24 protein-coding genes are annotated in these 23590 nt (G+C 47.0%); 16 read left to right on the top strand and 8 right to left on the bottom strand.

The genetic code is table 11. The features are described 5' to 3' along the window. Positions 1-111: 111 nt before the first annotated feature. From GCE9029_RS18475 to grxC, 3 genes are all read right to left on the bottom strand, one after another. On the bottom strand, positions 112-1878 hold the full coding sequence (locus GCE9029_RS18475) for a choice-of-anchor Q domain-containing protein (RefSeq protein WP_062665523.1): 1767 nt from the start codon (positions 1876-1878) through the stop codon (positions 112-114). 364 nt (positions 1879-2242) lie between these two features. Beyond that, complete coding sequence (locus tag GCE9029_RS18470; RefSeq protein WP_062665522.1) at positions 2243-2740, bottom strand: YkgB family protein; 498 nt, start codon at positions 2738-2740, stop codon at positions 2243-2245. Between the two features lie 41 nt (positions 2741-2781). Next, positions 2782-3051: a glutaredoxin 3 gene (gene grxC / locus GCE9029_RS18465; RefSeq protein ID WP_062665521.1), complete on the bottom strand. Its 270-nt coding sequence runs from the start codon at positions 3049-3051 to the stop codon at positions 2782-2784. Between the two features lie 109 nt (positions 3052-3160). Here grxC and GCE9029_RS18460 point away from each other — a divergent pair, with 109 nt between their 5' ends. The 8 genes from GCE9029_RS18460 (at position 3161) to GCE9029_RS18430 (ending at position 8942) form a co-directional block, all read left to right on the top strand. After that, positions 3161-4009, top strand: a complete 849-nt coding sequence (locus GCE9029_RS18460; protein WP_062665520.1) for an AraC family transcriptional regulator — start codon at positions 3161-3163, stop codon at positions 4007-4009. A gap of 156 nt (positions 4010-4165) precedes the next feature. Then, positions 4166-4618 (top strand): pyridoxamine 5'-phosphate oxidase family protein, encoded by a 453-nt coding sequence (locus tag GCE9029_RS18455; RefSeq protein ID WP_062665519.1) that lies wholly within the window; start codon positions 4166-4168, stop codon positions 4616-4618. A gap of 95 nt (positions 4619-4713) precedes the next feature. Continuing rightward, positions 4714-5376 carry a CatB-related O-acetyltransferase gene (locus GCE9029_RS18450; RefSeq protein ID WP_062665517.1) on the top strand — a complete coding sequence of 221 codons (663 nt, stop codon included), beginning with the start codon at positions 4714-4716 and terminating at the stop codon, positions 5374-5376. Between the two features lie 305 nt (positions 5377-5681). Next, positions 5682-6122: a peptide-methionine (R)-S-oxide reductase MsrB gene (gene msrB, locus GCE9029_RS18445; protein ID WP_062665515.1), complete on the top strand. Its 441-nt coding sequence runs from the start codon at positions 5682-5684 to the stop codon at positions 6120-6122. Positions 6123-6232: 110 nt separating this feature from the next. After that, positions 6233-7162 carry an alpha/beta fold hydrolase gene (locus tag GCE9029_RS18440; RefSeq protein WP_231870152.1) on the top strand — a complete coding sequence of 310 codons (930 nt, stop codon included), beginning with the start codon at positions 6233-6235 and terminating at the stop codon, positions 7160-7162. Between the two features lie 93 nt (positions 7163-7255). Continuing rightward, positions 7256-7393: a hypothetical protein gene (locus GCE9029_RS26570; RefSeq protein WP_165015169.1), complete on the top strand. Its 138-nt coding sequence runs from the start codon at positions 7256-7258 to the stop codon at positions 7391-7393. Between the two features lie 148 nt (positions 7394-7541). Further along, entirely contained in the window at positions 7542-8180 is a 639-nt protein-coding gene (locus GCE9029_RS18435) for a glutathione S-transferase family protein (protein ID WP_062665513.1), read from the top strand. 12 nt (positions 8181-8192) lie between these two features. Next, the gene (locus GCE9029_RS18430; protein WP_062665511.1) at positions 8193-8942 is read left to right on the top strand and encodes a class I SAM-dependent methyltransferase; all 750 of its coding nucleotides are present in this window, start codon (positions 8193-8195) and stop codon (positions 8940-8942) included. 38 nt (positions 8943-8980) lie between these two features. Here GCE9029_RS18430 and GCE9029_RS18425 read toward each other — a convergent pair whose 3' ends face one another. The 4 genes from GCE9029_RS18425 to opgC form a co-directional block, all read right to left on the bottom strand. Continuing rightward, the gene (locus GCE9029_RS18425) at positions 8981-9490 is read right to left on the bottom strand and encodes a MerR family transcriptional regulator (protein ID WP_062665508.1); all 510 of its coding nucleotides are present in this window, start codon (positions 9488-9490) and stop codon (positions 8981-8983) included. Between the two features lie 161 nt (positions 9491-9651). Next, positions 9652-10407, bottom strand: coding sequence for a YadA C-terminal domain-containing protein (locus tag GCE9029_RS18420; protein ID WP_062665506.1), 756 nt, complete (start codon positions 10405-10407; stop codon positions 9652-9654). A 283-nt stretch (positions 10408-10690) separates the two neighbouring features. After that, a complete protein-coding gene (locus tag GCE9029_RS18415) occupies positions 10691-11005 on the bottom strand; it encodes a hypothetical protein (protein ID WP_062665498.1) in 315 nt (104 codons plus the stop codon). A 158-nt stretch (positions 11006-11163) separates the two neighbouring features. After that, positions 11164-12714: an OpgC domain-containing protein gene (gene opgC, locus GCE9029_RS18410; protein WP_062665496.1), complete on the bottom strand. Its 1551-nt coding sequence runs from the start codon at positions 12712-12714 to the stop codon at positions 11164-11166. A 591-nt stretch (positions 12715-13305) separates the two neighbouring features. On the opposite strand from opgC, the gene GCE9029_RS18405 reads away from it, so the two are divergent. Together GCE9029_RS18405 and GCE9029_RS18400 are read left to right on the top strand one after the other, a co-directional pair. Beyond that, positions 13306-13581: a hypothetical protein gene (locus GCE9029_RS18405; protein ID WP_062665494.1), complete on the top strand. Its 276-nt coding sequence runs from the start codon at positions 13306-13308 to the stop codon at positions 13579-13581. A gap of 442 nt (positions 13582-14023) precedes the next feature. After that, positions 14024-14770, top strand: a complete 747-nt coding sequence (locus tag GCE9029_RS18400; protein WP_062665493.1) for a DUF805 domain-containing protein — start codon at positions 14024-14026, stop codon at positions 14768-14770. Between the two features lie 602 nt (positions 14771-15372). On the opposite strand, the gene GCE9029_RS18395 is transcribed toward GCE9029_RS18400, so the two are convergent. After that, positions 15373-17487 (bottom strand): methyl-accepting chemotaxis protein, encoded by a 2115-nt coding sequence (locus GCE9029_RS18395; protein ID WP_062665491.1) that lies wholly within the window; start codon positions 17485-17487, stop codon positions 15373-15375. A gap of 398 nt (positions 17488-17885) precedes the next feature. Here GCE9029_RS18395 and GCE9029_RS26820 point away from each other — a divergent pair, with 398 nt between their 5' ends. The 6 genes from GCE9029_RS26820 (at position 17886) to GCE9029_RS18365 (ending at position 23553) form a co-directional block, all read left to right on the top strand. Continuing rightward, the gene (locus GCE9029_RS26820; RefSeq protein WP_062665490.1) at positions 17886-18581 is read left to right on the top strand and encodes a hypothetical protein; all 696 of its coding nucleotides are present in this window, start codon (positions 17886-17888) and stop codon (positions 18579-18581) included. A gap of 4 nt (positions 18582-18585) precedes the next feature. Beyond that, the gene (locus tag GCE9029_RS18385; protein WP_157487827.1) at positions 18586-19068 is read left to right on the top strand and encodes a hypothetical protein; all 483 of its coding nucleotides are present in this window, start codon (positions 18586-18588) and stop codon (positions 19066-19068) included. Between the two features lie 38 nt (positions 19069-19106). Then, a complete protein-coding gene (locus tag GCE9029_RS18380) occupies positions 19107-20420 on the top strand; it encodes a hypothetical protein (RefSeq protein ID WP_062665486.1) in 1314 nt (437 codons plus the stop codon). 13 nt (positions 20421-20433) lie between these two features. Then, a complete protein-coding gene (locus tag GCE9029_RS18375; protein WP_062665484.1) occupies positions 20434-21891 on the top strand; it encodes an OmpA family protein in 1458 nt (485 codons plus the stop codon). 202 nt (positions 21892-22093) lie between these two features. Continuing rightward, complete coding sequence (locus GCE9029_RS18370; protein WP_269449279.1) at positions 22094-22984, top strand: DMT family transporter; 891 nt, start codon at positions 22094-22096, stop codon at positions 22982-22984. Between the two features lie 365 nt (positions 22985-23349). Then, on the top strand, positions 23350-23553 hold the full coding sequence (locus tag GCE9029_RS18365; protein WP_062665481.1) for a hypothetical protein: 204 nt from the start codon (positions 23350-23352) through the stop codon (positions 23551-23553). The last annotated feature ends 37 nt before the right edge of the window (positions 23554-23590 follow it).

Below are 23590 nucleotides of genomic sequence, written 5' to 3'. Positions count from 1 at the left end.
CCTCGTGAAAAGGTGGCTTTTTCTCCTTCGACTTTCGTCATTTAAATCTGAGTGGGAATTAAATGACGGTAGATATAGTGAGAGTAGGTGTTTATCAGATCTGAGTGTGGATCAGTTAAAAATATCAGCGGGGTCTGGCAGTTCTACCGCACCGATATCTACTTCTATTCCCACAATACGAGGGTGTCCGCGCTGGTCTGTTATCGGGTTACTCGCGGCTCCTCCAACTCCAAGATCAACGAGTGGGCTACCCGGAATTGGCATATGAGTGGGAATAGGGCCACTACCATTGTAATTCAGCGGGGCTAACTGAGAAGGGCCAACCAGTGTCGCGTTACACGTTCCATCGTCAATGTGAACACCGCCGTTCAGTGTGACGTTACTGCTGGCATCCAAATCGCAATGGCCTCCAGCCAAAACCGTATTTCTCAATACACTGCCTGTAGAATTAAACGAAAACAGTGAGCCGCCGTCATTCTCGGCAAACGTACTGTTGTCTATTTTTACCGCAGAGCTGTTATTGGCATAAAAGGCCCCGCCTCCAATGCCAGAGTGATTGCCAGAGAGCGTGCTGTTGGTTAGTTCAACAATGCTCATGTCAGATTTGATTGCGCCACCATGAATACTTGCACTGTTAGCGGATAGAGTACTTTCGCTGACTATGATGTGTGCATTGTATTTAGCAACGACTGCCCCACCGATATTGGCACTGTTTTCCGAAAAGAAACTTCTGGTGAGTTTGATGATGCTAGGGAACACAGAGCTCCCCCTAGCGCTCATCACCCCCCCACTAGAGGAGTGGTTGCCTGAAGCCATGATCGAGTTCAGATTGACCGTACCTGAGTAAAAGAAAAAGGCACCACCTTCAACGCCGGCATGGTTGTTTGAAAAGGTACTATTTATCGCATCGAAAGCGACATTACCCTCTGTGTAAACCGCCGCAGCATAAACCCATGCATGGTTATTTGAGAATTCACTGCGGGCAACGTTTAACGACGTAAATTGTGAGGATCCCGCTTGAATCCGAATCGCCCCTCCAGTGTGAGCAACGTTACCTTCAAACACACTGTCGATCACGTTGGCTTCCACGCCTGGACCGGCAAAAAAAGCGCCGCCATAACCTACTGTGGAGTTGTTAGAAAAATGACTGTTCCGGATGTTTATACCGGTAGGTGATGACCAGCCAAAGGCGGCAATTGCACCACCAAAAGCGGTGCTTACCGTGGATGCACTGTTGCCCGTAAAGGTACAGTCAGCTATCTCTATCTGAGCGCCTTGATGGGCATAAATAGCGCCGCCATAGTTGGCTGAATTGTTTGAAATGAGGCAGTTTGACAGGTGGACGGTGGAAGATGATTCAGCATGAACGGCTCCTCCACTTCCCTGGGCAACATTGTTGAGGAGTTTACTATCAGTGGCGGTGACAATAGCCCCGGATAGGGCGGCAATGGCCCCTCCGCTTGCCCCGAAGATACTCGAAGTTGTGCCATACCCCTGCACTAACTCCAGATTTGATAGATTCAGTCTGACCCCATCTACAACAAAAATTGAATAGGCATCGCCACCGCTGATAGTTAGCGTATTACCGCCTGTGGGGCCAGTGATGGTTAGGTCATCTGTGATCAGCGGTAAGTCTGCGCTTAGCGCAATCGTGCTGTTATAGAGATTGCTGGTGAAGATAATTTCGTCGCCGCCATTGGTGCCAGCGGCACAGCCAGCGGAAGTGCTGCCCGTGTTCGCTGCAACAATGGCATCGGCCAAGCTGCATTGGCTGCCTCCACTACCTCCATTGGCTGTATTTACTGTGATAAGCGCTGCTTGAGCGTTAAAAGACATGAATACGATGAACAATAAAATCAATTTCGAAAGTCGATGCATAACGTTATCTCCTAGTGGTATGAAATAAGGAAGCTAACTGTTTAATGCTCAGCGCTAAGATCGTGTTCAAACGACCAGAGCTAGTTGGCACTGAGTCTATTCTCCGAGTTGATTAGGCTCGACATTAATCATCGGGCTTCCTTGGTGGTAAGCGAGATATCAATTGAGTTGGTGAATGCCATTACAGCAAAGGATGAGATTCAAAGGGGGGCAGACTGGTGATCAATTGTGGCGGAAAAGGGGCGAAGAATATTTAAAAGAGGATTTAACAAAATGACGTTCATATGTCGTCGATGGTTAAGCGTGAAGCATGACAAAAAAAGATAGACCCTGAGGCCTATCTTCATTTAGCAGTTTTTGTTTTTTATTCATCACGCAGTAGCGCTTTTGCAAGCAGGGAAACCGCTGCTGACAACAGAACAATATCTTTCAGCAGGAATTGTCCTGGTACGACTGAGATTGCAGGGAAGCCACCTAGGCTTGCTTCAGCAATCGGCGCAGTAAACAGGAAGCTGGTGGTTACAGCGAATGTTACTGTCGCGCCTACTGCACCGATAATGGCAATAGTGCGATGAAACGGCGCCAACAGCAGGGCAACAGCTGTAGCAATTTCCACTGCGCCAATCAGGTTAGAAGCGCCCTGCAGACTGAATACACTGTATAACCAGCTCGTCAGTGGGCTTGATGCCACAAGACCTTGAATCGCTCCTGCCTCATAGCCGGTAAATTTCATGGCGCCAATCCAAGCCAGCACGATAACGATAGAGAAACGCACTGCGTTGTCCGCAATATTATCGAGTGTGTAAACCCAGTTGGCACGTTGGTTGTTGATTCGGCCGTGTACATTGTTAATCGTCGTCATGATGCTTCTCCTTAAACTTGTATGTCGTCTTATTTTTTTGATTAAACCGCGTTGGTTTGGCTTTCCAGAATCTTTTCGAATTGCCCGTTTCTGATGGCGCGTTGCAAGTCGTCATTACCGCCGACATGCACGTCTCCGACAAAAACCTGTGGCACTGTGCGGCGTTGGCTCCTTGTTTTCATTTCGTTAAACAAGGTTGCGTCGTCACTGACTTCAATTTCGCGATAAGCGATTCCCATGCGCCCCAGTGTCTGTTTTGCTGCTCGGCAATGAGGGCAGTAGCTCTTGGTGTAGATTTCAATCTTCGGCATGGTCTTGCTCCGTTGTGTTTGTGTATGGCTTTACTTTAGGTGTTGCGCTCAGGACTATCTATGCACAATAATCTTGAATAAATACATCGATCGTACAGTAGGGCTATCAATGGAAGTGATGAGCGATATCCTCCGTGCCATTCGGGTGGTAGGCAGTGTGTATTTCTGCAGTCAGGTAGAAGCGCCGTGGACGAAAACCTTTCAAGATCTGGATTACGCCAGCTTCCACATGATTCGTCGTGGTGCCTGCTGGGCAAACATCGATGGACAGATTGAAAAGCTGGAAGCGGGGGATTTGATCTTCCTAGGCCCTGGGCAAAACCATGAGCTTTCCAGCCAGTCTCCGGAAAAGGGAAAGCCGGATCTGAATGACACGACACTGCTGCTCTGCGGTTCATTCAGCTTTTCGCGTGCTGCGACAACGCCTCTGATGGATGTGTTTCCCCGCATCACAATTGTGCGAGATAAAGACTTTGCCAATCATCCTTGGCTGCGCAGCACTTTTGATCAGCTAAGCGCCGAATATATGTCGCAAGGGCCAGGCTCTGAGCTTATCGTCAACAAACTCACTGAGATCATTCTTGTCGAACTCATTCGCATTAACTTTGGACGTGAACAATCGAGCCCATTTCTGGATGCGCTGAACGACAAACGCATTTCCCGCGCGCTACAGCTTCTTCATGACAACCCAGAGCAAAGTTGGACGCTGGAATCAATCGCCAGTCAAATAGGCATGTCCCGGGCGGCGTTTGCCAACCGATTTTCATCGTTGGTCGGTCAGCCCATGTTTGGTTATCTCACCAACCTTCGAATGCAAAAAGCCCAGGAACTACTGCGAGAATCTCTGCTGCCGATTTACGAGATTGCAGAACAGGTGGGTTACGAATCGGAGCGCGCTTTTACGCTCACCTTTAAAAAACATTCGGGAACCACGCCTAAGCGGTTTCGGACCCAGTAGCACCCTGCTCAATAGTGCCCTGTCCAATTGTCACCATGACAATTTTTTAATTGAATTCAAAGAAGTGGGGCATTGTTCTCTGCCGTACATGCAAGAGAATGGTCGTAGAGAAGAGGGTATTTATAAGATGTCAGCGATGGGAATTAGGAGGCTAAAATGACGATTAAAGAATATGCAGACAAAAGCGTACTTTGCTGGCTGGCGACAGTCGATGAAGGTTTGATGCCCAATGTGTCGCCGAAGGAGCTTTTTGCAGCGCTTGATAATGAAACCCTACTCATCGCGAATGTCGCGTCACCCGTCAGTGAAAAGAACATTCAGGTCAACAACAAGGTATGCGTTTCCTTTATCGACGTTTTCGAACAGCGTGGATTCAAGGTGAAAGGCACAGCGAGAGTGATTGATGCTGCAAGTGCGGAATGGAAGGGGTATTTGGCTGAACTTCGAAAGCTGGCTGACGAAAGATACCCGATTAAAAATATCTTTGAAGTGAAAATAGAATCCAGCGCAAGGATTATTGCTCCCAGCTATTTCCTGTTTCCAGAGACGACGGCAGAAAGTCAGGTAGAGTCAGCACTGACAACTTATAAAGTACGAAGGAACGGGTGATTCAAAACTCATCAAGTATTGCTTGCTAGCCCGTAAATTCAGTGCTTTGATTGCACCAAATGCCCTCCCTGTTTTCGCATTCTCTGAGGCACTGAATGAATTCTGACAAACTCTATCCCATCGAAGGCTTTACCAACACTCTTCTCCTTAAACCCTTGATAGCCCAGAGCGATGTAAGGAATGTCGAGGTAGGTGAATTCAGCTATTACAGCGATTTCGAAGACCCAACTAAATTCCTTGAAAACAATGTGCTGTACAACTTTGGGTTTTCAGGTACATCCCTACGAATAGGAAAATACAGCGCCATTGCCCATGGCACCAAATTCATCATGGCTGACGCAAACCATGCAACCCAAGGGGTAACCACTTTTCCGTTTGCGGTGTTTGGCGGTAAGTGGGCAGAAGCCAAACCACTGACCGATTACCCCTTTAAGCAATACAAAGACATTGTGGTGGGTAACGACGTCTGGTTGGGTTTTGAAGTGACCGTGATGCCTGGTGTGACGATTGGTAACGGCGCGATTATCGGTGCTAAGTCGGTGGTCGCCTCAGATGTTCCTGCCTATGCAGTGGCAGCAGGTAATCCTGCGAAAGTCATTAGACAGCGCTTCACTGATACAGAAATTGAAAAGCTGGAAGTCATGCGCTGGTGGGATTGGCCGCAAGAGCATATAGAGAAGGCGATCCCGATGCTGGTTGAAGGAGGTGTTGAGACAGTTTGGGACTACGCGGTTAGTCACTCGCTCGTCTCAGCGTAATTCTGTGGGGTGCGACCTGCCCCAAAACAGGCCTGGTTACTGTCACCTTTCTGTTCAGGACCTGCCCATAATACGTGGGAAGGCTCGTTAAGATAAATCATTGTTATCAGAAGGGATTAATGGAAAGTGTTACTCAAGGTTCTTTTCACGAAAAAGCACTTTTTATTTGCAGTAAATGAACCCAGACAATCACGGGAATCACTCAGCGAATCAACCTCGATCATTTTTTGGTTAGAAAGGTGCCAAAAATATACCAGTTCTGGTATCTAGGTTTTTGAGACATTACTAAACCATTGGATACTGAAATGACGACTTACTCTAAAGATCAGGACGCGATTGATAAGCTCACCGAAGAGCAGTATCGCGTGACACAGGAAAACGGCACGGAGCGCCCGTTTTCAGGGGAGTACAACCGCCATTTTGAATCAGGCATTTATGTCGATATCGTTTCTGGCGAGCCGTTGTTTTCCTCCTCTGCAAAGTTCAGCTCAGGTTGTGGATGGCCCTCGTTTTCAAAACCCATCATCAAAGAACATGTCACAGAGCACTTTGATACCAGTCACGGCATGCGACGCGTTGAAGTGCGTTCCAAGCATGGTGACAGCCACTTAGGGCATGTGTTTACTGACGGTCCTAAAGATCAAGGGGGCTTACGCTACTGCATTAACTCCGCATCTCTACGCTTTATTCCCAAGGCGGAAATGGAAGCGGCAGGTTATGGGGATTACTTGGACCAAGTAGAATAAACCCGACTTCTTTCAACGTTAACGTCCCTGTTGATCGGCTATGCTGAAGCTCATGCTCAAAATCCGGACGATGAAGAGCAATAAAAACTTCAATAACAGGGACGGACAACGTGTTTTATATCCTCGTATTTATATTGCTGCTTGTTATCGCCTATGTGATGACGCCTGCTGAAAAACGTTTTGAATGGGGTGTTGCCACCGAAAGGAAAATGGCAGGCCTTGTGCTTAAAACGACCACTATTTCCGAAGGGGAAGTTCGCTATTTGGAAGGTGGCTCGGGTACACCTCTCTTGCTACTTCATGGCTTTGGCGCCGATAAAGACAACTGGGTACGAATGTCGAAACACCTCACTGGCAAGTATCGGGTTATAGCGCCAGATCTTCCCGGGTTTGGCGAGAGCCTCAAGCAACCTGATTTAAACTACGATGTACCTGCTCAGGTAGAGCGTCTGAAAGCATTTGTAGAAGCTATTGGCCTGTCAGAGTTTCACATTGGTGGCAATTCAATGGGAGGTTATATTGCGGGAAATTATGCAGTGGAGCACCCTGAACAAGTACTGAGTTTGTGGCTTCTAAACCCGTTAGGCGTCGCCACTTCACCAGACAGTGAGATGTTTGCCATGTTGCGCCAGCAAGAGCGTCCTGCAGTGCTGGTGGGTGATGCCGAGCAATACAAAGAGCTTTTGGCCTTCGCATTTCACAAGCCGCCATTTATTCCCGGTTTTATCATCAAAGAGCTGGCCAAAAGAGCTCAGGTTAGCTTTCCGTTAAACAGCCAAATCTTCCAGCAGATCCACCACATCGATGATGGACAGGTTCATTTCACTGTGCCGTTGGATACTGTGCTTGAAGGCTTTCATAAGCCAACGCTGATTACCTGGGGAGATAACGACCGTGTACTGCACGTTGCCGGAGCTGACATCCTCGGTAAATTAGTCCCTCAATCAGAAGTACAAGTGATGAAGGATATGGGGCATCTTCCGATGATTGAAGCTCCTTCCCAAACGGCGAAGCAATTCCTTCAATTTCACCAAGCGTAAAGCAAGGTAAAGCTAAGTAAAGCGCCTTCTTTTTCCTGAAAAAATCACGATACTTGCGCGTATTGTTGAGCATGAATAAGAAGGAATAACTCAATGAAAAAATTAGCGATTGCCGCTTTGGTATTGTTTGGTTTGATGGGCACCGCTTTTGCTTTCGATACGCATTGGACGCACGGGTTGGAAATGCCAGAAATGTCCTTGTTTGGTTGCGATCACGGTAGCCATCACTGAGATTGAAACGCGCGATTGATGAAAAGGCAGGAGTATATACCTGCCTTTTCTATTTGCGAGTTGTGATGAATGTTCCTTTCCCGATAAATCAACGCCTTATGCTTCGGTGTTATGATTCATACACATAGCAGCTACCCGGGACATCGCTTTGTATAAGCTCTTTTACTATCCACGTAATGCAAGTTGGGCGCCCCACATGTTGATGGTGGAAATAGGATTGCCCTATGAGCTGATATTGGTCGACAGAAAGGCCAATGCTCAGAAATCCGAAAGCTATCTGAAACTCAATCCGACAGGGCGCATTCCAGTGCTTGTCGATAATGAACGAGTGATTCATGAAAGTGCAGCTATCGGACTGCACCTATGTGAAAAACACCCGCAGTCTTGTCTAATTCCTGAACTTGGAAGTTCTGAGAGAGCTTCGTTTTTCCAATGGTTGTTCTACCTGACATCCTCGCTTCAATCTGAGCTAATGGTCTATTTCTACCCGCAAAGACATACAGAGAACGTCAATGAAGTGGCGGCGATCAAAAGTGCACAAGAAGACCGAATCACAGAAATGTTTGCTTTGATCGATAGCGCACTGGAAGGAAAAGACTTTCTAGTTGGAAACCGGGTCAGTATGTGTGATTTCTTTCTGTTCATGCTTTCTCATTGGGGGAGCGATTTGCCTAGACCGCCGCTCTCTTTTCTTCACTTAGGCCAGTATCTGAAGGCAATGGCAAAACGGCCATCAGTTGTGCAGGCAAGCGCATTGGAAGGAACCAACTTGGACATCTATCGCTAAAGGAGTGAGGAAATGAAAATACATAGCCTGTTTAACGACAAATCAGATCTATACGAGAAAGCGAGGCCCGTTTATCCCGATGAGATTTATCGCTATCTGGTAAGTATCTCTCCATCGAACCTTAAAGCATGGGATTGTGCTTGTGGAAACGGCCAGGTGTCAGAAGGGTTGTCACATTGTTTTGAAGGTGTCATAGCGACGGATGTCAGCGACCAGCAAATTGCGAATGCAAAACGGTTCGACAACGTCATTTACCGTGTTATGCCATCGGAAAGCACAGATTTCCCTGACGATAGCTTTGATTTGGTATGTGTGGCTCAGGCTCTCCATTGGTTCGATTTCCCCGTTTTCTGGCCGGAAGTTAAACGTGTATTGAAGCCAGGTGGTGTATTCGCTGCTTGGGGATATATATGGCCAGTGTTGCCATATGAAATAGAGAGAATTTTCCACGATCAAATTCTCAATGTGATTGCGCCTTACTGGGCGACCCAAAATTCACTTCTGACCGGTCACTACAAGGATGTGGAGTTTCCTTTTGAAGGACTGAGTTCACCAAAATTTGAGATGAAGGTTGAATGGAACCTCGATCAATTCTTCGATTTTATTAAGACGTTCTCTGCCACCCGACGGTGCATTGAGGAACATGGCGAGGCATTTCTTGATGTTGCTTACGAGCAGATTGAAACTTATTGGTCTGCCGATGAAAAGGCGAGGGTCATTCCGCTTGAGTTCGTCTTTTATGCTGGCCGGAATACCGAGTAAAATGAAAACCCGCCTGCAAGGCGGGTTTGGTTATTCACCTACAGTGCACGGATTCGGGTTATTTCATCCGCCCCAATGCCAAGTGATTCCAAAAACTTCTGGTGTTCAGCAGGCTCCATTTCTTCGAATTTCTGATGCCATTTGACCATGTCATTTTCCGAAAATCCGGCTGCGGCCATAATCTGTGTCCAACGTTCTTTATTCACGATGTTTTCCTCCAAAAGATGGGGTGCATGCAGCAGCGCGACAATCGCTTTCTGCTGCGCTTTCAGGTTCTGGATTTCATTCTCAAGCGCATGGAAATGCGTTTTGAGGATCTGAGCCTGATCCATATCTTTCTGCTCAAGCAATGTTCGAATGCTGGAAACCGGTAACCCATAAGCACGATAAGCCGCGATATTCCTTAACCGTTCAACCTCCTTTTTTCCGTACCAGCGATAGCCATTATCACTTCGACAGGCAGGTGTCAGGAGGCCTTCTCTTTCGTAATAAAGAATGGTGGCACGTGAGATATTAAACTCCCGTGCGAGTTGGGTAACTGTCAACATAAAAACACCGTTTGGCTGAAAGAACAGGCATCGTGAACCCTGATCCTATAGTCGGGTCAAGCTAGCATTATGTAGGAAAAATCAAAAGGGGGGGCTAGTGGGATGAAAATGGGGGAAAACAAAGCGGCCCCGTCTCCGGGGCCTAAGTTCGCTGAGAGAACTTAAAACTTGTATTGGATGCCGACACCGCCAGCAACTTCTGAACCAGATACCTTGCCAGATGTTTCGTAGTGGAAGGTGCCTGAAACACTGATTTTCTCGTTGAAGCCGTAAGCACCACCGATAGCCAAGGCTTCTTTGCTGCCTGAGAAGCCCACACCGGCACCGATTGCAAATTCACCTTCGGTCACAAATGGGCGTGCATTAGTAATAGCGTGCATACCTGCTCGAACGCCATCCATGTGCTCTTCCATCTCAGCAAAGCGTTCGTTCATTTGCTGCTGTAAGTCAGCAATGAGTTCACGATCTGAAGTAGGTGTAACACCAAACTCAGGATCAATGACGATAGGGTTTTCTGGCTGCGTTGGGTCTACACCAAAATCAGGGTCTGCTGGCTCTGGACGGTCAGGTGTAGAGTCTACATCTACACCGAAGTCTGGATCAGCTGGCTGAGGGCGTTCTGGCGTATAATTTGGACCATCACGGTCTGGTACGTTGCTATCCGGAGTGACACCGAAGTCTGGGTCAGCAGGTTGAGGGCGCTGTGGCGTATAGTTTGGGCCATTACGATCTGGCACATTGCTATCGGGTTTAACGCCGAAGCCTGGGTCAACAGGCTGCGGGCGCTCTACAGGAATTTCAATACCGTTCCCAGGTACGTGTGGCACGCTGTTGTCGATGTCAATATTGATAGAGTTTGCCATTGCGCCAGCAGAAAACAGGCCAGCAAGCGAAAGTGCGATTACAGTCTTTTTCATAAATTTGCTCTCTTAGTAAGTTTCAATCAGCGAGAGCATCCTTGCATCGAGTGTATAACTCGTTGTGATTCCTTATCTTTGACTGCAAGTCTACGGACGGGAGAGCACCCTTTCTAAGTAGGTGTGGTGATGTCGGTAATAAGCATTACTTATTAGATGAAATTGAATTTTCAACCTTTCTTCTTAATCAAGGTCAGCCCTTCATTTGCTCGGCGTATGAAAAGAAAAAAGCCGCCAGATAAATGACCTGGCGGCTTTGCTGATTGTTTCTAGGAATGGTTTTTTACCCTAGCACCCAATCCACCAAGTCTTTTGAGGCCGTGTTGTTGATTTGATAAGGCTGACCGAGCAGTTTGGCTGCTTGATTGCTATCTGCGTGGATGTGGAGTTCCTGACCATCTGTAAAAGTAAGGCGAAAGCCCATGAACACACTGGTGAACATGCCATTTCCTTCAAATTCTTCATGAATTTCGCGACAGCTTTTTACGCGGCGGTTGGACTTTCCGTCGTTAAAGTAAAGGGCAATGCCTTGTTCGAAAGCGTTGTTTTTCAGCAAGGGACCGATAAGTGCGGCTGAATCAATGTTAAAAATAATCACTTTTCCGTGTTCTCATATTTATGGAATGTATGGCGCGGTGTGATTTCTATCACGATTTAACATGGGTTGTGGTCGGAGGTGTGTAATTTAGAGGGTGGTAACATGTTTAAAAGTAAGGCATTTCGGTTGCATCTTGAGCCGAAATGCCTGTTTGGGATTCAATATAAGTTCAATAAGTGAATGGTTTGGTCTTGTGCTTCATGGTGGGCGAACTTGATCAGTGCCATAGAGGGTGGCCCTTGCGGCGCAGGGTTATTTGAAAAACCAAACCCTTCAGAAGGGATCCCATTCGCACCAAACGACAGCGTGTTGTTACCATCTATATCTTGATACGCCATGATGCCGTAAAAGCCTGATGGCAGTGCTTCCAACGTGATGCCCTCACGGGCTTCGTCTGATGTATAATGGTTGGCATGGGCAGTTGGCGCGCCTCCCATCAAATTGTCTGTTTCGTTGTAAACCAACACCACCACCCCCGCTTCTTCCACTTGAATGTCCGTGATTTTAATCGTCAGCGGATAGGATTCACCCTGTGCGAATGTCGGCGCTTCTTTGGGCTGCTTGCTGATTAAACTGGCACTTAATACCACAACAAAAATCGACGCAAGAGCCGTAACAGGTATCAATGTATTACCAGCCTGCTTGCGGCGTTCTTGAAGCCAGGATGCCATCCACAATGTCGCCGTCAGAAGCAGCACAAACAAGGTGTAATAACCATTGAGAACGGTTTCGCTGAGGAAAGGTGCGGCAAAGTAAATCAGCACCGCGTGCCAAGTGAAAACCTGAAGTGAGTTTTTACCAATGTAGCTCAATGGACGGAATACCAGCGCTGATGGCCATTTATGGATAACAGTCGCGACAAGGTATACCCAAACCATCAGGTTCAGCATGCGCAGCCAACCCAGCTCGGGCTTGTCAGCAAAGGAATAAAGCACACCCTGATGGATACCCATTGAAAGAAACGCGTCGTGGTGAGCAGCAAATAGCAATGCAGCGATAGCCAAACAGACCGTGGCAACGGCAGGGTGATGCCAGCGCAAATTGCCTTTGGCATTGGAAAAGCCAATGGCAGCGCCACCAATAAACAGTAACTGCCACGCAAACGGGTCGAAGTAGCCGACCTGAACGTTTGTGTTAAACAGTGATGAAAGGAGGCTGGCGTTAATCTGTGTGCTGATTGCCCAAACCCCGACACTGATTGCCAGCACCAGCCATATCCACCCACGGCGGAACGCGTATAGCGCGATGGGTAGAATCAGCATGAAAATGACATACAGAGGCAGTATTTCGAGGTAATCCGGTTTGTTGATCAGCAGGGCGCTCAACAAAATGGTGGCCAGTGGCGCTTCCCCGAGATTGTTAAAGCTGCTGCCGAGGGATTGCGCGACAGCGGGCAACGCAAACGCGCAATAAGAGAACCACACCATCACCAGAAGCAGGCTGACCATATGGTATTTGTAGATGGTAAAAGCGCGTCGCAGGACTTTACCTGTGGCCTCCCTGTCTGACAGCTCCGCGCGGCTATAAACCGCGCCTGCCAGCAGGCCGGAAATCATCACAAAGCCTTCCGCCGCACCAAACTGACCGAGTGGTTGAAGGGTAAAGTATTGGAGCAGGCTTCTGCCGCCACTGAGCCATATCAGGTGGTTAATGGTCATTAAAACCAGCAGCAAACCGCGCAGGCTATCGAGCGCAGGTATTCTTTTCATAACTCGTCTCCCTGTGACTTATACCCAAACGACCTGAATCCGGTAGCTTCAGGTCGCTTGGGTATCTTGCAACTGATTGTGTCGCAAGAAAAAAAAGAGCATCTGACAAAAATTGCGGTTTTGAATTTAGAAAGAGTTTTGTAGGAAGGATTGATAGACGCGTCGAAAAAAGAGCCTCCATTGAGGCTCAATTGCATATCAGTGTGTGACGGTTATTTCTGAACTCTTTGTTCGATGATGTTGAGCCAGAATGACAAGCTGTTGAGCTTGTAATCGAACTGAACCTAAGCCCTGCTCCTTTGAGCTAAATCGTTTTTGGACATCAACGTGGCAAAACGGTTCGGCCTGACAAGAGGCGGTACAGAAACGGGTTAGAGGCAACGATCTATTTTATTTGGTTCGGATTAGTTTAATTTGTGTGAAATGTATAGTGGCTATTCCCCTAAAGTTGGCCAGATGCTTTTGCTGGCATCTACTCATCACACTTTGCAGATACCCGATAACCAAAAGGCAATTCTGCGGATGTCTGGGAACCGAGTAAACGTTTAGCGAATCTATCAGCTTTGACCAAGCAAAAGGACAAATTCAAACATGGCAGATATACAACCCATTGGTAATCAGCTAGCAGAGCGTGTTTATGACCTTGTCATCGAGGGACACACGCTTGGGTTCTGTCATTACGGCTACTGCGGTGTTGGTTTTGTCAGTGAAGAAGGCATTGTTCAATACACCCACTTCGATGAGTGGCTTTCCACTCAAACTGACCATTCCTTATCAGGCTCTGAAGCCGAGGATAAGTGGTATAGTTATAATCAACGGGTAACAAAAGATAGATTGGAAGATTTTGCCACAAAACTCACTGTTTAATTCTAACGATCTCGATACATTAAACTTTGAGTTAACTTAAGAAGAAACAGGACCATCAAGCTAATCTAACCTCGCCTAATAACCATGTATCGCATCAGCCTGTTCGGATGGCGCTTTCAACTTCTTTTATGCACCATCTAGCATCAAACCCAATGTATCTACACTCTCTTTGGGGCGAAAAAAATTAAGCTAGTAGATGCAGATTGCTGGTGGCTATTTCGGGGGGCGATGCGTGTCTTTCTCATTGTTTAGAAAAGAGATCTTTAGTGGATTCGCTCGGACAATGTGTTGACGCTTTCAATTGAAATTCATACATTAGCGCCACGGAGGCTATTGGCCAAATAAAATTCTGCGTTGATGGCTGTTTATTTTTTTTGATTAAAAAAAGTCAGACCACATAGTTCAGCTAGCTGAGACGAGTAAGAAAAATCTAGGAGAGTATATGGAGTTTTACCTAAAAGGATGGCAGGAGTGCTTCAATTACAGAGGTCGGACAGGACGAGAAGAGTTCTGGATGTTCAACCTGTTTAGTCTTATTCTAGCTTACTTTGCAACGATATTGGACGATATTTTAATTAGCTTCAGATATTTTAGGTTTGAGGAAGATTATTACGCCAGTGTCACTGAGGGTTTAGCCTTCACTTTAAATGATATTGTGTTCGGTCCTTTTTATTTTGTTTTTATAACTTTGTCAGTGTTTCCTGCATTGGCAATTACCGTTCGACGTTTACATGACGTAGGTAAATCAGGTTGGATGATGCTCCTACCACTCATTCCACTTATCGGTACTGTGTGGTTAATTGTTTTGATGCTCAAGAACTCTGATGCAAATGAAAATAAATTTGGTCAAGGTACGCAGATATCAGATGAGGATAATGAAAGTCGTCGCGATTCGCTGGTCCTTTCTGGAGTTATTCTTATTATTTATGGGCTGGGTGGACACTATATATTTCTAACAACAGATTTAATGTCCTTTCAATTTGAACCCACTTCTGTTTACTTCGCTTACACAGGAAGCTCCTATGAAGTGCTGACGCATATTTGGAAGACACTAGACCTTAGTTCAGTTTTTGGTATTGGTTTACTGTTACTGAGTTTAAGGAGTAAGACTATAAAAGGTATCCTGTTTACTTTACTTGCTATTTTGATTGCCTGGGTGTGGTTTAGCTATTCTTATCCAATCTCCTAATACAGATACAAAGTTTCTGGTTCAAACCTATTGTCTGAAATCTAGCTCTTTACTACTCGATTTTTGCACACTCCACATTTGATTAAGCATCATAAGTGATCAGCCCCCTTTTAGGGGGCCGTTTCAAAGCCAGCTGCTTTGCCGGTGAATTTTTACTTGGACTAGTTTTGCGCATTGAGTCCGCTTCTAAATGCGTGCGACTGGACACAATACTGTTATTTGCCTTCGTGGCGAAATTCACGCTTGTACGTTCAATTCCTTCGCGTTAAATCTCAGGTCTGTTCCTCGCGAGTCTTGACCTAGAATATGTGGATATTAGTGAAGCGGTAACTACATCCACATCACATTGGTTCTAAAAAGCTTTTGGACACAACCAAGCCTGAACAAACCGCCAATTAGATTGCGAATTTCAATAAAAAAGAGCCTCAATTGAGGCTCTTTTGCATTTTAGTGTGTGAAGATCACTTCTGAACTTTTGGCTCGATAATATTGAACCAGAATTCGAAGTTATCCAGCATTACCGCGATGTCGGTCAGCGCTTTACCTTGACCTACCATTTTGGAGATAGAGGTTTTGCCCATCACCACTTTGTTAAGCCGAGACTAGACCGTGAAATGGCTGACCATTTTATCCAGAGATTCCGCGGTTTCTTTCAGCTGCTGGCTGCTGCTCTGTGATTGGCCTGCCGCGCTGGAAAGTTCGGTCACTACCTGGCTGATCTCTACCAGATCCTGACTGACTTGCTCTGACACCATGCTTTGCTGCATGGCAATGCTTGCCACTTCTGTATTTAGCATCGAAATGTTGTCCACCTCGTCTGTCATCTGAGTGAGCTGCGCAGCCGCATTATTTGCCAGTTCGACGCAGGCCTGCGCACTCTGACTACCTGCATCCATCACTTCAACCGCACTTTCAGCATCAACCTGCAACTGGTTAATCAAATCGTAGATTTGTTGGGTAGAAGACTGGGTGCGTAGTGACAGAGAACGTACTTCGTCAGCCACCACGGCAAAACCACGGCCGTATTCGCCGGCGCGAGCAGCTTCAATCGCCGCGTTCAGTGCCAACAGATTGGTTTGGTCTGCAATGCCTTTGATGACATCGATAATGCCATGCACGTTCTGGCTGTTTTCACCAAGGCGGGTGATCACGTTAGACGCTTCCGACACTTCGCTTTCCAGCTTTTCGATCGCCTGTTGTACCTCGTTCAGCATTTGCTGACCGCGAGCGGCGGCGTGTTGTGTGGTTGTCGCGGCAGTAGCGGCACTTTCTGCATGTTGTGCCACTGTTTGCGCCGTGGTACTCATCTCGGTTGCTGCGGTAGCGACCTGGTTCACCATCTGCATTTGGCGACTGACACCTTCCAATGTTTGCTGGGAAACCGCAGAAGACTGAACAGCGTTGTCAGACACCGTATGGCTGGTCGCAGTCACTTGCTTGATCACCGCCTGAGTCTGGTCAAGGAAGGTGTTACAAGCACGCGCCAGCTCACCGGTTTCATCCGGGGCGTCTGCTTCGCTGCTTAATCGGCGGGTAAAATCACCATCAGCGACTTGAAGCATAAATTCAGACGTACTGCGGATCGGGGCAGCAATGCGGCCTGCAATTACCCAAATCAGGGCAATATTTGCCAGCAAGACGACCACACCCATTAGTAGCGAAATCAGGGTTTGTTCGCGCTGATCTTCCCGTGCTTGCTGCTGCAGTGCGATAACGTTTTTCAGCACCAGCGCCTTGTCCAGTGTGACGACTAAGGTCCAGGGCGCGATGTCGGAATTGGCTCTGACAGGGATCATGGCCGTGATGCGTTGATCATCAGCACTGGTAAAGCTGTGATAGCCGTCACGACCTAAACGGTTTGCCCATTGGTTAGCATCTCCGCCGAGCGATTTGACAGAATCGCCCAGTGCGCGGTCGTTGCTGTCTGCGGCAATCGTTCCGCGATCGGTTACCAGCATCACGTGGCTTTGACCTTGGTAAAGGCGTTGGCTTAAAGACTCCGCAACGTGCGAAAGCTCTGCCAAAGAGATATCCAGACCTGTTATGCCGGCAAATCTGCCGTTGACCAGAATGGGTGAGACGACAGAGGTCAGCAGCACGTTCTGGCCGTTAACGGGATAGACATAAGGGTCGAGCAGACAGTTTCGGCGACTGTCGCGGGAACATAGATAGTATTCACCCACACGCGCGCCGCCTTCCGTGCGGGTTTCATCCGCATAGCCTGCCAGTGGTTCCAGTTGGAAACGACCTGCAGCATCACGGTTCCAATAAGGAATGAAGCGGCCGCTTCCATCGTGACCGGTTTGTCCTGCATAGAGGTTATCCATGCTATCGAGGGCATTCGGCTCCCATGCGGTGAAGACACCGAGAGCATTTGGGTTGCTCTCCAGCAGCCCCTTCAATTGGTGGTTTAAGGTGGCGCGTAAGTTATCTCGGGTGTCCTGATCACTCGCTTTTTGCTGGCGGGAGAAGTTTTCTGCCATCAAAGAGGTTTGCAGGAAGCTGTCTGACAACTCTCCGGCGATCATTTCAGCGGCAGAGCTTAATTCCGCCTGCAAGCCGTTGTTAAACATCTCCAGTAATAACGTCTGGTTTCGATGGTTTGACTGAGTTTGCAGTTGGGTTGAGGAGTAGAGTGAAAAAGCCGTCATCGCACTGATTGCGGCTAAGGTGGCAACACCAGTAAAAGTACTGATCTTAAGCTTAATGGACTTCATAAAAGTGTGTCTTTAGATCCGAAAAAGGAAGGAACTAAATAAACCCAACATCAGAAAATGGTGCACATTTCGTCCGTTGAGCGTAAAAGGCGCGCAATATTCGATGAAGTCGTCATAAATGTCTATATCTCCGGCACAAAATAATTTCAATATTTAACAGCTAATGCTTCATTGGTAAGACAGGGTGAAGTATTACCGTTTTTTCTAAATCTTTAATTCAATTTCTTTATCGAAACGCCCGAAAGCTTTGTTTTTGATAGTCTGGAAGTGTCGAGTGACTGGGGCTTTTGGCCTTTCCTAATTAGTGGCAAGTCTAATGAATAAAACATTGGGCATATCGACGTACCGTGTCGGGGAGATTATCGTTTCATCTTGACTCACCAGCCGCAGGGACGTGGATGGACACGCAATACAACGACCTTTACTGGGGCGCCCGCTATCACCTCAAACAAGATCCCGATGGAAATTTCTACCTGATTGGGATGCAACAGAAAATTTGGAAGGTATTTGGCTTTATAGCGCTGGTACCAATGAGCGCGTCAATCGTCATGGCGTTTGTCTCCTGGATGGAAAGCGATAATCAGATGTACTTCTTTCTGATCGTGGCTGCCTTTCTTTTTCTTATTTCTCTCATTCTGATGCGTCGTACAGAGCGTTTTGTTTTCAGCGGTGGTCGCGTTTCTCATCGTCGGGGTTGGGGAAAAACACCCCCTGAAAAAGCCTCATGGTCCATTCGTGATTGCAATGTCACGGTAATACCGATTGTTGCACATAAGTCTGGTTGTTGGTTGCAGTTGAATGCGGACGGGAAGTCCATGACCAGAAACAGCATTGGTCAGTTTGATCAAACTGCGGAAATGGCTTTATTTCTCACCAAAGAAGTCGGGATTACCGCGCTTGATAACGTCACTGATTGGCCTGAAATCCGTTCTTTGGAAATGACTGCAGCAGGCAAACCCCGCTACGTAAAACCGTCACGCATTGAAGGCGCAGAGTTTGAGGTTCAGGGTTCGATATGGCGTTTGCTTTGGATATTCCCGTTTACGTTAACCCTCGGGACGATGCTGTTTGTGCTTAATGGGATTCAAGGGTGATGCCATGGTGAATGCAACTCATGACACAACAAACAGCGTTCGAAAACTGCATTTAGGCGGAGGAGGTTTGCTGAGGTTTTTCGGCATTCTGTTCTTCGTGATGGCAGGGCTTTTGATTTGGTATCGCACAGTGGATTCGCTGCAATCGATACTTACATGGGCAATGTGGTCAGGCTTTGCCTGGCACATGATGTTTCTCGACCACCATATAAAAATAGACCTTCGTAAAGGGACCTTAACCCGGCAAATTACCAGCCTTTATCCCGTCTATCGACTAAAGGCAAACCTCCACACTATCAGCGGATTTTCTGTGGCAAGAAGCCTTCGTTCCCGTGACAGTCATGGTGGAAAACTGCATGAGCTGGTCATGCTTTTTGATACCGGAGAAAGAGTAAAACTGATGTCTGGCGGCCAAACCAAATTGATTGACCAAGGTAAGAAGATTGCCGAAATGTGCGACAAGCCTCTTGTGGTCGATGGACAGTGAACGTTTGCATCGTTCAAGCGGTTAGAAAGGAAATGAGTATGTTGAATTCCAAGCGCCATACAGTCAGTAAGACAAGCCGATTGGCAACCCTGTTGTTTGCCGCCATGCTGTCTTTGCCCTCTGTGGTATATGGGCAGATTGACCACAACATTCAGTTGGTGGAAGATCTGCAAAGAAAGACAGCATCCTTGATGGAAGAAAGTCAGCAGAACGGCGAGGCTTACCAAGAAATTATCGCAGCCATGACAGATGTGCTTGAAAAGACGGAAAGCCCTTTAACAGCAGTTCGTAGTGGTGACCTTGGTCGTTTGGCTTCACTGGCACGGAGTAACGCTTCGCTGGGGAATGGTTATGTCACTGAGTACAAAGCTTTCCTTGATAAAGTCGATCAGAGCTCAACCTGCTACAGACCGGATTTGGTGACGGAATACCGACAAAGCATCGAGGAGCTTAATGACTTTGCCGATGCGATTCCCTCCTTAAAAGCTGCCGCGAATACTGACATGGCAGCATCAGATGTGATGATGGCGTTGAACATGAATGCCATGTTAATGGCCACGGTTCCCTCAACCTTCATGGTCCATAACCTTTGTGTGGTAGGGGATGCTGAACCTATTCTGCAGCAGTTTAATGAAGTGGAAGGAGCTATTGTTAAGGCGTTGGTTGGGCAGGCTATTTTGGCTGAAGACTCAGATTTTGATTTACCGCCTGAAATGCTTGGTGATGAGTTTGCGGATGAATACTTGGCGAATGCTGACAGCTACCCGGATGCTGGTTTTGTAGAAGGCGACCATTTCCAAGATGAGTATGAGGAAACGGTGTCACCGCTGATCAGTGAGTTGGCTTTCGCCGATCCTCAAATCGAAAAATGTCTTAAACAGTCCGCGGAAATGGATCAAGCAGAGCGCGTCAATGATCTGTCTACGGTCATTTGTGAACTACCAACATCCGCCAAGATCCGTCTGAATGATTTGGCGCAGTTCCCAACTATTAGCGATGTCATGCTCAGTGGAGGGGAGATTGAATCCCTTTCGCCGCTTAACAGTGCGGAGTCTCTTTCTCAAATTCTGATCGACCACAGCACTATCCATAGCTTCGGCGATCTTTCCAATGTTTCGGCAACTGCCGTGTTTTCAAATGTGAACTCTGGAGACTGGGGGTCACTCACTCAATCAGGCATGGACTACATCGTAATTGAACAGCCTGGCGATTGCGGCCAATTAGCACCCCTTCTGGGGTCAGGAGCAGTTATCGTCAAGTTTGCTGGGGATGATGCACCTAACCTGACCTATGAAGACGTGAAATCGTCCAAAGTCGTGGTTACCGACTGTCGTAAAGACAGCGTGTTTTGAAGAGGGATAAGCAATGAAGTTGTGGCTAGGGAAAGTAAAAATAGAATTCGTATTAGGTTTAGCGCTTACGACATTGCTGGTAACCACTGCATCGGCTGGAGAGCTGTTTAGTGCGCCGCCGGAAAGTGAACTTAAAGAAAGAACAGTTCAACATTACACCAAGTTTCCTTTAGTGATGGGAATAGATGGTGGAGCCCCAATAGTGCAGAAACAAGGGGGTAGACTGACTCGTTTAGGCTATGAGCTTCCTGCTGGCTTCGAACCCTTTCACCTAGTTAACAATTACAAAGCTCAAATCGTAGCATTGGGAGGGGAAGTTCTATTTGAATGCGAGGAAAAGGCGTGTGGTAGGGTGAAGGGCTTGAAGAACCTACTTGAACCTAGCAGCAACATATTATCCGGTAAAGCGGCTCTTCTAGTGGCTAAATTGAGTCACGAAACTAAACCGATTTATCTATCTCTTTACTCGGTAAAGACCAACAATAGAACAGGATTACAGGTTGATGTTATCGAAGACGTTGAGGAGCCTCTTGACCTGATTAGCGTCGATGCAGCTTATTTGAGTGCGCCCGTGGAAGTGCTGACCTTTGAGGATAAATCCGGTAAAGACAGACAAGGTAGCAAAGATCATCCAATGGTGCAGAGACTGCCAGGTGCCCGGATCGTCGAGTATACCCAGCTTGGATTCGGGAGAACTAAAGTGCTAACGGCAGTCACAGAAAAGCGAGAGCACCAGATTGTGGCCTTAGATGGAAAAATCACAGATATTGGGTACAAACTGCCAAGGCAATATTCAGAATACGAAGCGTTTGCCAACTACCAATCAGCGTTGAGTAAACTGGGTTTTGTTCCTCAGTTTCGTTGTGAGGGAAAGGAATGCGGTGATGAAGACAAGCTTCATGAGGGATTGAACACGCTTGTTCATATCGGTAATGAAAAAGACCAATTTTATGGCCTATACAAGCTTGACCGTCCAGAAGGCAATGTTTATGCAATGGTCTACGTGATCGGTTTTTCCGGTGGTCTTTGGGGAGAGTTGCGCGTTATCGAAGAAACTGAGCTTAAAGATGACCGTTTAGTTATCGACCTCGAAGGATTAACAGACAAGATTGCACAGACGGGGCATGTGGCGTTGGATGGCTTGCTGTTTAAGTTCGACAGCGATCAGATGTTACCAGAGTCGAAAGCGGTGATTAATACTCTGGCGACCTATTTGAAAGCACATCCAGACTGGAAATTTTATGTGGTGGGCCATACCGATGACAAAGGCAGCGAATCCTACAACCAAAAGCTTGCGGATAAGCGGGCAAAGTCTGTGGTGAAAGCGCTGACCAGCGAATATCAAATCCCCAAAAGACAGCTGGTAGCGAAAGGGGTAGGTGAGTATGCGCCCGTTGCCAATAACCTGAATGAAGATGGCCAGAAGCAAAATCGCCGGGTTGAACTGGTATTAAGGTCCGACACGAAATAGCTCGCCCTCAATGTTCGAGTTGGCGGGATGCAAACACCCGCTAATTCGAACGGTTTCTTTGCGAATGGAATGGTCGCTCACAAAACTCAGGCATTCGCTAAATCTCAATAAAACATATTGTTATAGTTGAGCGCCACAGAGACAGCCGTTCTCTATACCACACGCCGCAATAAGGCCTCCTATCTAACCTATCAGTCAGCACGTGGAGTTTACCGTTATCGTTAAAGCAATTTTATGGATGTCTGGGACGCTCTTATCTTTTTGTTTAATGGCGGTTGGAGCAAGAGAACTCAGCGGAGAAATTCATACTTCACAAGTCATGCTGTTCAGGAGTGTGCTTGGCCTGCTGGTTATTTGCTCTATTCTATTGATCACCCAAAACAACCGCGGTTTTCTCACCACGCGGATCGGCTTACATGGCCTGCGAAATACGTTTCACTTTGCCGGGCAATACGGATGGTTACTGGGAATTACTGTCCTGCCCCTTGCGGAAGTTTTTGCACTGGAGTTTACCGTTCCACTTTGGACAGCCATGATTGCGTGGTTGTTTTTAGGTGAATCCATTACTGCTCGAAAACTCGCCGCCATTGGATTGGGGCTGGCTGGTGTGTTAGTCATATTGAAACCCGGTGTTGAGGTCTTTAATTGGTATTCACTGATCGTGCTGGCAGCCGCTTTTTGTTATGCCATCTCACATGCTTCTACCAAGTCACTTTCAAACACTGAAAGTCCGCTGACTATCCTGTTTTATATGTGTCTTATTCAGCTACCAATAGGGTTTATGTTTGCGCTGAACAACTGGACTGCACCTGTTGGGATGCAGTGGTTTTGGTTGGTGATCGTAGGCCTAACTGCCCTGAGCGCGCATTTCTGTATGACAAAAGCGATGCAATACGCTGAGGTTAGTACGGTGGTCATTCTGGATTTCCTGAGATTACCGGCGATTGGTATGGTGGGTGCGCTGGTCTATGGAGAAAGTGTCGAAGTCTCTTTGTTTGTGGGCGCGTTAATCATGCTGATTGGCAATTTGCTTATCATGTTTAAACCTCAACGAAACCCGCAGAAGATGTCAGGTGGCGATGCACCATCTTGATGGTCATCGCCCATCACTTGTCTGCAAGTCGTACTGGGTAAATTGGGTGGCTGGGTCAACCTTACTGCTGTATGCGGTCGTTAACCTTATGATATTCAGGATATAAATAAATTAGGCATAGAAATTCCTATCTATTCCCTCAGCAACCTGTATAGTTTGGCGAGCTCTGGAGTCAGAGCTATAAATGAAACATTTAGTCCAAGTATTTTCTCAGTCTCCATTCGATTCATTTCGTCTTCAGTGAATTCTTCTTCTTAATCGCCCATTTAGTAGCTTCTCTCTGCGAGCCTAATTTCCGTCGTTCAAAGTGAAAATCCCACACTGAGACATTCAAGTTTCAGGGGGTTTCAAAAAAGGACCTAGCAATGAGAAAGAAAAGAGCAAACCTTCAGAAACAGGCTTGGAAAAATGGCCATGAAGCCAGATTTGAACAGATGGTAAGTGAATACCACAAAGAAAAAGCAGTGCTGGAAGCAATGACCGCGGGTTCTGAAGAATATGACAAGCAAAAGAAGCTGTGTGAAAAACTGTTTGCTAACGCTGAACGCTTCTTCAAGCAGCATCAGTAAACTGACATTGAGCAACTGACAGCTGGAATCAGTGGTA

This window comes from Grimontia celer, assembly GCF_900055185.1.
GTDB lineage: Bacteria > Pseudomonadota > Gammaproteobacteria > Enterobacterales > Vibrionaceae > Enterovibrio > Enterovibrio celer.
This window is presented reverse-complemented; position numbering and strand designations above follow the sequence as displayed.

Excerpts from the sequence above, each read along its gene's own strand:
- opgC (WP_062665496.1), bottom strand. The coding sequence starts at position 12,714 with ATGAAAAGAATACCTGCGCTCGATAGCCTGCGCGGTTTGCTGCTGGTT.
- GCE9029_RS18475 (WP_062665523.1), bottom strand. The coding sequence starts at position 1,878 with ATGCATCGACTTTCGAAATTGATTTTATTGTTCATCGTATTCATGTCT.
- GCE9029_RS18425 (WP_062665508.1), bottom strand. The coding sequence starts at position 9,490 with ATGTTGACAGTTACCCAACTCGCACGGGAGTTTAATATCTCACGTGCC.
- GCE9029_RS18460 (WP_062665520.1), top strand. The coding sequence starts at position 3,161 with ATGGAAGTGATGAGCGATATCCTCCGTGCCATTCGGGTGGTAGGCAGT.
- GCE9029_RS18365 (WP_062665481.1), top strand. The coding sequence starts at position 23,350 with ATGAGAAAGAAAAGAGCAAACCTTCAGAAACAGGCTTGGAAAAATGGC.
- GCE9029_RS18375 (WP_062665484.1), top strand. The coding sequence starts at position 20,434 with ATGAAGTTGTGGCTAGGGAAAGTAAAAATAGAATTCGTATTAGGTTTA.
- GCE9029_RS18455 (WP_062665519.1), top strand. The coding sequence starts at position 4,166 with ATGACGATTAAAGAATATGCAGACAAAAGCGTACTTTGCTGGCTGGCG.
- GCE9029_RS26820 (WP_062665490.1), top strand. The coding sequence starts at position 17,886 with ATGGACACGCAATACAACGACCTTTACTGGGGCGCCCGCTATCACCTC.
- msrB (WP_062665515.1), top strand. The coding sequence starts at position 5,682 with ATGACGACTTACTCTAAAGATCAGGACGCGATTGATAAGCTCACCGAA.
- GCE9029_RS18385 (WP_157487827.1), top strand. The coding sequence starts at position 18,586 with ATGGTGAATGCAACTCATGACACAACAAACAGCGTTCGAAAACTGCAT.
- GCE9029_RS18470 (WP_062665522.1), bottom strand. The coding sequence starts at position 2,740 with ATGACGACGATTAACAATGTACACGGCCGAATCAACAACCAACGTGCC.
- GCE9029_RS26570 (WP_165015169.1), top strand. The coding sequence starts at position 7,256 with ATGAAAAAATTAGCGATTGCCGCTTTGGTATTGTTTGGTTTGATGGGC.
- GCE9029_RS18395 (WP_062665491.1), bottom strand. The coding sequence starts at position 17,487 with ATGAAGTCCATTAAGCTTAAGATCAGTACTTTTACTGGTGTTGCCACC.
- GCE9029_RS18380 (WP_062665486.1), top strand. The coding sequence starts at position 19,107 with ATGTTGAATTCCAAGCGCCATACAGTCAGTAAGACAAGCCGATTGGCA.
- GCE9029_RS18400 (WP_062665493.1), top strand. The coding sequence starts at position 14,024 with ATGGAGTTTTACCTAAAAGGATGGCAGGAGTGCTTCAATTACAGAGGT.
- GCE9029_RS18420 (WP_062665506.1), bottom strand. The coding sequence starts at position 10,407 with ATGAAAAAGACTGTAATCGCACTTTCGCTTGCTGGCCTGTTTTCTGCT.
- grxC (WP_062665521.1), bottom strand. The coding sequence starts at position 3,051 with ATGCCGAAGATTGAAATCTACACCAAGAGCTACTGCCCTCATTGCCGA.
- GCE9029_RS18405 (WP_062665494.1), top strand. The coding sequence starts at position 13,306 with ATGGCAGATATACAACCCATTGGTAATCAGCTAGCAGAGCGTGTTTAT.
- GCE9029_RS18450 (WP_062665517.1), top strand. The coding sequence starts at position 4,714 with ATGAATTCTGACAAACTCTATCCCATCGAAGGCTTTACCAACACTCTT.
- GCE9029_RS18430 (WP_062665511.1), top strand. The coding sequence starts at position 8,193 with ATGAAAATACATAGCCTGTTTAACGACAAATCAGATCTATACGAGAAA.